Annotated in this window: 5 protein-coding genes and 1 pseudogene; 2 read left to right on the top strand and 4 right to left on the bottom strand. The window is 62.6% G+C overall.

Features of this window, described 5'->3' with window-relative positions; translation table 11 throughout:
* Positions 1-183 (top strand): PA2169 family four-helix-bundle protein (locus AC1DWI_RS12985; RefSeq protein WP_477724973.1); only part of this gene is annotated, 183 nt, incomplete at its 5' end.
* Between the two features lie 120 nt (positions 184-303).
* On the opposite strand, the gene AC1DWI_RS12980 is transcribed toward AC1DWI_RS12985, so the two are convergent.
* The 4 genes from AC1DWI_RS12980 to ku form a co-directional block, all read right to left on the bottom strand.
* Entirely contained in the window at positions 304-624 is a 321-nt protein-coding gene (locus AC1DWI_RS12980) for a hypothetical protein (protein WP_457280711.1), read from the bottom strand.
* On the bottom strand, positions 621-794 hold the full coding sequence (locus AC1DWI_RS12975; protein ID WP_477669386.1) for a hypothetical protein: 174 nt from the start codon (positions 792-794) through the stop codon (positions 621-623). Before AC1DWI_RS12975 ends, AC1DWI_RS12980 begins: the two co-directional genes overlap by 4 nt.
* A 520-nt stretch (positions 795-1,314) precedes the next feature.
* Complete coding sequence (ligD, locus tag AC1DWI_RS12970) at positions 1,315-3,990, bottom strand: DNA ligase D (protein WP_477669388.1); 2,676 nt, start codon at positions 3,988-3,990, stop codon at positions 1,315-1,317.
* A gap of 27 nt (positions 3,991-4,017) precedes the next feature.
* Positions 4,018-4,959 (bottom strand): non-homologous end joining protein Ku, encoded by a 942-nt coding sequence (gene ku, locus AC1DWI_RS12965; protein ID WP_477669389.1) that lies wholly within the window; start codon positions 4,957-4,959, stop codon positions 4,018-4,020.
* 216 nt (positions 4,960-5,175) lie between these two features.
* On the opposite strand from ku, the pseudogene AC1DWI_RS12960 reads away from it, so the two are divergent.
* Positions 5,176-5,367, top strand: a pseudogene (locus tag AC1DWI_RS12960) (CHRD domain-containing protein); the annotation flags it as partial.

Here is a 5,367-nt window from a genome sequence, read left to right as displayed (position 1 = left end):
GACCAGGCGATGCTCAATGAATGCGAGCGCGGCGAAGACGCCGCGGTGGCACGCTACCGCAAAGCCCTGAAGCGCAATTTCCCCGCCGGGATCAGAGCCGTGGTGGAACGCCAGGCCCAGGGCGCACAGCGCAATCATGACCAGGTGAAGGCCCTGCGTGACGCGCTGAAGACTGCTTCATAACCGCAAGGACTGTCGCTCACACAGGAATCAATTGTTTTTTGTCGGCACTCGAGGCTCGGCAAACCAAGGGGCGGCATTTGTCGCCCCTTTTTTTATTCCTTCATGCCGGGAGTGCCCTCGTTAGTTCTTCAAGCTGCTCGCACAATCCACCTGGGCGTCGAGCTGTACGCCGTTGCGTGAATAGTCAGCATCGGTGACCTTGCAGCCGGAGCGCAGTTCAATCGCCTGCAGCAACGCTGCGCGGCCCGCAGGGGTCGATATCACGCTGCCGCCTTTTGACCCTGGAGCAATGGCTGTCCAGGTGCCGGCTGTCAGCTGGCTGATGAGATAGGTCTGCCCGTCGACGCTAACGGGGTGCGGGGGCGGCTCTGCTGTTGTGCCGGCACATCCGGCCAGGCAAATGGCCGCAAACATGCCGGATGGCCATCCACGGTTTTTCATGAAAGGGGGCCGGACAGGCTGCTTTTGATTGAAACCATGGAAGGTATCGGCGTGGCGACAGTTTCGGCTTTGGGCTCGGGCGCCTTGGGTGGCGCTTTGGGAACCTTGTTGTCGGGGCAGCCGGACAGGAAAAACAAGGTCGCCAGTACAAAGGGCAGGTAGGGTTTCATGGGTGTCTCCAGGTGCGTTCTATGGCGCTGTCTGAATAATAGGACGCAGCCGGCAACAGGGCCAGCCCTTGGGCCGCAAGTCGCGGCGAATGCCTACACCCGGCGCGAAGGTGAGCCCGTCACACCCATGCGCTGCAAGGCCTCGCTCAGGGTGCGTGCCGGCTTTTGGCTGGCGGCCGGGGTTGCGCATTGCTGTTGAGCGGGCCCGTGGGCACTGGGGTGCCGAGCCGCGGGCGGACAGGAGTCAGGCGGTGCGGGCGACCGGTTTTCTGCGTCCGGCAGCGTCTTGCCTCGGAGCTCCGCGGCCATTCGCCGACCTTCAGTCTGCAGGTAAAGCGTCAAATCCATTTCATCGAGCTGCTTCATGGTGAGCATTTCTGGTTCATCCCTTGAATAAGGCCGGGCAAACAGAACTCCTTATCCAGGCGAATCTAGGCTCAAGCCCTTCACCCGCGTGTCAGGCCATCGGCCTTCGGTCTGTAGGAGTGCAACGACAACCCAGGCAGGGCCGCCAAGAGGGCTATTTCGCGGCTGGTGGCGCCTTGAAGCCCACTTGTTTCATGGCGGCGGTGAGCCCGTTGCGTGACGCCTCGTAAGCCTCCCAGGGCTGGTTGCCGATTGCCAGGCGCCCGCCCAGGGTTTGCGCCGTCCAGTGTGCGCCGCCGGTCAGTGAGGCCAGTTCATCCCAATTGACAGGGACGGACACGCCGAGGCCCGGCCGGGTACGCATTGACCACGCTGCGACGGTGGTGGCGCCAAATCCATTGCGCAGGTAATCCGGAAAAATCTTGCCGATGCGGTTTTTAGGGCCGCTCTTGGCGGCAAAGCGCTGGGGAATCACGGCGGCAAGGTGCATCACGATGGCATGCGAAAAATCCTTCACGGTGTCGAAGTCGTATTGCCGCTTGAGCGGCACCACCACGTGCAGGCCTTTGCCCCCGCTGGTTTTCAGGAAGTTCGCGAGCTTCAGTTCGTCGAGAAAGGCGCGCACCAGTTGCGCAGCCTCCTGAACCTGCGGCCAGGCAACGCCTTCACCCGGGTCCAGGTCGAACGTCATGCGGTCGGGCTTGTGGATGGCGCGCGTGGTGGCGTTCCAGGTATGGAACTCGATCACGTTGATCTGCGCGGCCGCCAGCAGGGCGGCTGTGGAGGGAATCTCCAGCAGCGGACCATGGCCGGGGTCCAGCGCGGGGTCCAGCAATTTGATGCCGGGAATTGACGTAGCCTCGGCATGCTTCTGGAAGAACAGCTCACCACCGATGCCCGAGGGCGCGCGCACCAGCGCGGTGGGACGGGCCTTGAGGTGCGGCAGCATCAGCGACGCGACCTGTGCGTAGTGCTCGACCACGTTTTGTTTGGTAAAGCCGGTGCTGCTGTCGATCACCCGGTCAGCATGCGTGACACGCAGGGACTTCAGCGCTGCAGGGGCGGACTTCGCGGTCCTTTTTTCGGGGACGTTCAAGCTACCCCTCGCGTTGGGCTTTTCGGTGGAGGTTTTTTTGGCGGGATTCACGGTGGCGCCTTTCTTGCCGCGCTCCAGGACGGCGGGTTTTTCACGGAGGATGTTCGTTGCGGGTTTGTCGGTGCGCAGGCCCTGGAATACGGAGTGGCGGATATGGCCGCCATGGGTCCATTCGCCAAAGGCCACTTCGGCCAGCAGACGCGGCTTGACCCATTGGCCCTTGACCCCGGCGGGCACCTTGGTAAAAGGACTGCGTTCGGCGTGGATCTTCTGCAGCCGCGCCTTGAGGTCCTTGAGCGTTGCATCGTTAAAGCCGGTGCCGACGTTGCCGGCGTAAAGAAGCCCGCCTTCGCTGTCATGCACGCCCAGCATCAGCGCACCCAGGCCGGCGCGCGAACCCTTGGGTTCGGTGTAACCGCCGATGACGAACTCCTGGCGCAGCTGGGTCTTGAGCTTGATCCAGTCCGGCGAGCGGCGTGACACGTAAGCCGAGTCCACGCGTTTGCCGATCACGCCTTCCAGCCCGACACGCCGGGCCGACTCAAGCAGATCTTGCGGTGCTTCGTCAAACGCATCGCTGAAACGGATGGTGTCCTGCGGATTGCGGGTGACCAGCGCGCAGAGGATTTCACGGCGCTGTGCCAGTGGCAGTTGCCGCAGGTCCAGTCCGTCAAAGTAGGGCAGGTCGAACACGTAAAAAATGATGCGGGCCGTGCTGGCATGGTCAAACGCGTTTTGCAGCGCGCCGAAGTCTGGCACGCCGTGTTCGTTCATCACGACGATTTCGCCATCCACCCAGCCTGAGGAAATTTCCAGCGCGGCCACGGCGTTGGCCAACTTGGGCAGCTTGCTGGTCCAGTCGTTGCCTTTGCGCGTGATGAGGCGAACCGACGGCCCGTCGATGCGGGCCAGCAGGCGGTAGCCGTCATACTTGATCTCGTAGGCCCAGCCTTGCGGGGCGGCCGGAGGGCGTGCGACCAGGGTGGCCAGTTGCGGAGCCAGTGTCTGCGGCAGCTTTGCCGCGACGGCGCCTTCGGGGATGTCAGTAGCGGGTGTGCTTCTGCGTTCCTGTTTGGCAATCTTCCTGGCGGTCTTTCGGGTGGCGGCTGCCTTCTTGACGGCAGCGCCGGCCGAAGCGCCCGCCTTGCCGAAGTTTTCCGCGGTGTCGCGTGGCAGTGGCTTGCCCGAGAGCACGCTGTTGGGCAGGGCCTCGCGTACGTCGAACTCCGTTTCCGGGCGGGCGTAGCCGTCGTGCTCCTTGATCAGCAGCCACGGCTCCTGCTTGGCGTTGCCGCGCCCATGCATTCGCACCAGCGTCCAGCCGCCCTTGAGTTTTTCGCCATGCAGTTCGAATTTGAGTTTTCCATCCTTGAACCCTTTGACAGGGTCCCCATGCGGCGTCCACAGGCCACGGTCCCAGACAATCACGTCGCCCGCGCCGTATTGCTTCGGTGGAATGCTGCCCTCGAAACCTGCATAGGAAATGGGATGGTCTTCCACATGCATGCCCATGCGCTTGACGGACGGATCCAGGCTGGGCCCTTTGGGAACTGCCCAGCTCTTGAGCGTGCCCTGCAGTTCCAGGCGGAAGTCGTAATGCAGGTTGCGTGCGTCGTGTTTCTGGATCACGAAACTCAGCGCCTTGTCTGAGCGCGTGCCGCCTTGCGCCGGCTCGGGTGTGCGCGAAAAATCGCGCTTGGCGCGGTAGGGTTTCAGCAGGTCGCGGGCGCCCATGTCGTCAGCCTGCAGGTAAGCAACGGGCTAGGCGGCGCGCCGTTTGGCGGGAGCATGCGCGCGCGCCCTCGCGGCGGGTTTTTTGCGCGCCGGGCTTTTGGCTGCAGCCTTGCTGGTTTTCGCTGTGGTTTTGTCGGCTGCCCTGGTTTTGGAGGCATCGCCGCCGCCTTTGCGCAGGCTGCGCTGCAACAGCTCCGTCAGGTCAATGATCTTGGCGCCGGAGCGGGCTTCGGGTTCGTCGGATTCTTCCGGCTGCACCACGCTTTCCAGTTTGCCTTCTTTCGCCTTGCGTTTGACCAGCGCCATGATGTCGTCCCTGAAGGAGTCGGAGAACTGCTCCGGGTCCCATTTGCCGGTCATGTCGTCCACCAGCTGTTTGGCCATCGCCAGTTCCTTGTCAGACAGGCCCGCGGCCTTGGCGCCGACAGGCGGCAGGTCCAGTTCTTCCAGCGAGCGGATGTCGGCGCCCCAGCGCAGCAGGTTCAATATCAGTGCCGGGCCTGAAGGCACCAGAACGGCAAGGTGCTGCTTGGTCTGGATGATGACGCGGGCGATGCCCACGCGTTGGGTTTTCAGCAGGGTGTCGCGCAGCAGTGCGTAGACTTTTTGCCCTTTGTTGATGGGGGCGATGTAGTAGGGCCGCTCCAGGTAAACGAAGGGAATCTCCGTGTTGGGCACAAAGCTTTCGATTTCAATGGTCTGGGTGGTCTTTGGGTAGGCGGACTTGATCTCTTCTTCCGACAGCACGATGTACTGGCCGTCTTCGTATTCGACGCCCTTGACGATGTTTTCCCGGGTGATTTCTTTGCCCGTGCGCTTGTTGACGCGCTTGTAACCCACAGGGTCCATGCTGCGCTTGTCCAGCCAGTCGAAGTCAATGCCGCTCTCCGAGGTGGCCGAATGCAGCGCTACGGGGATGTGAACCAGGCCGAAACTGATGGCCCCTTTCCATAAAACGCGCGATGCCATGGTGTGAGTCTTTCTACTGAGGATTGCGGGCTGGCCTGGGGAAGGATGCAGGCCACAACTATCAGGCCAGTCTCCAGCCCGCGCGCAGGCAGGCGTGTCGGTGTGCGATGGGGTACGGGCGTCGTCCGGAACCGACTGTTCGCATGGGGTTTGTCCTACGGGTTTGACCAGCGTGCAGCACGCACAATCGGCTGCAACTTTTCAAGGAGCTGACCCATGCTTTCACGCCGCACCGCCACCCGAGTTTCCCTTGCCGCGATGGCCGTAGCCGCTGCCGCCATCACGGGCTGCGGCGTGATGAACAAGCAATCCCCCCTGGTCGCCTTCACCACACAGCTTCGCGGCGCCAATGAGGTGCCCGCCAATGCCAGCATCGGTAGCGGCTCGGTCGATGCCGTTTTCGATACC

The sequence above is a fragment of the Polaromonas sp. P3_C2 genome (assembly GCF_056402675.1).
The sequence above is the reverse complement of the archived record's forward strand: the minus strand, read 5'-3'. Positions and strand labels throughout refer to the sequence as shown.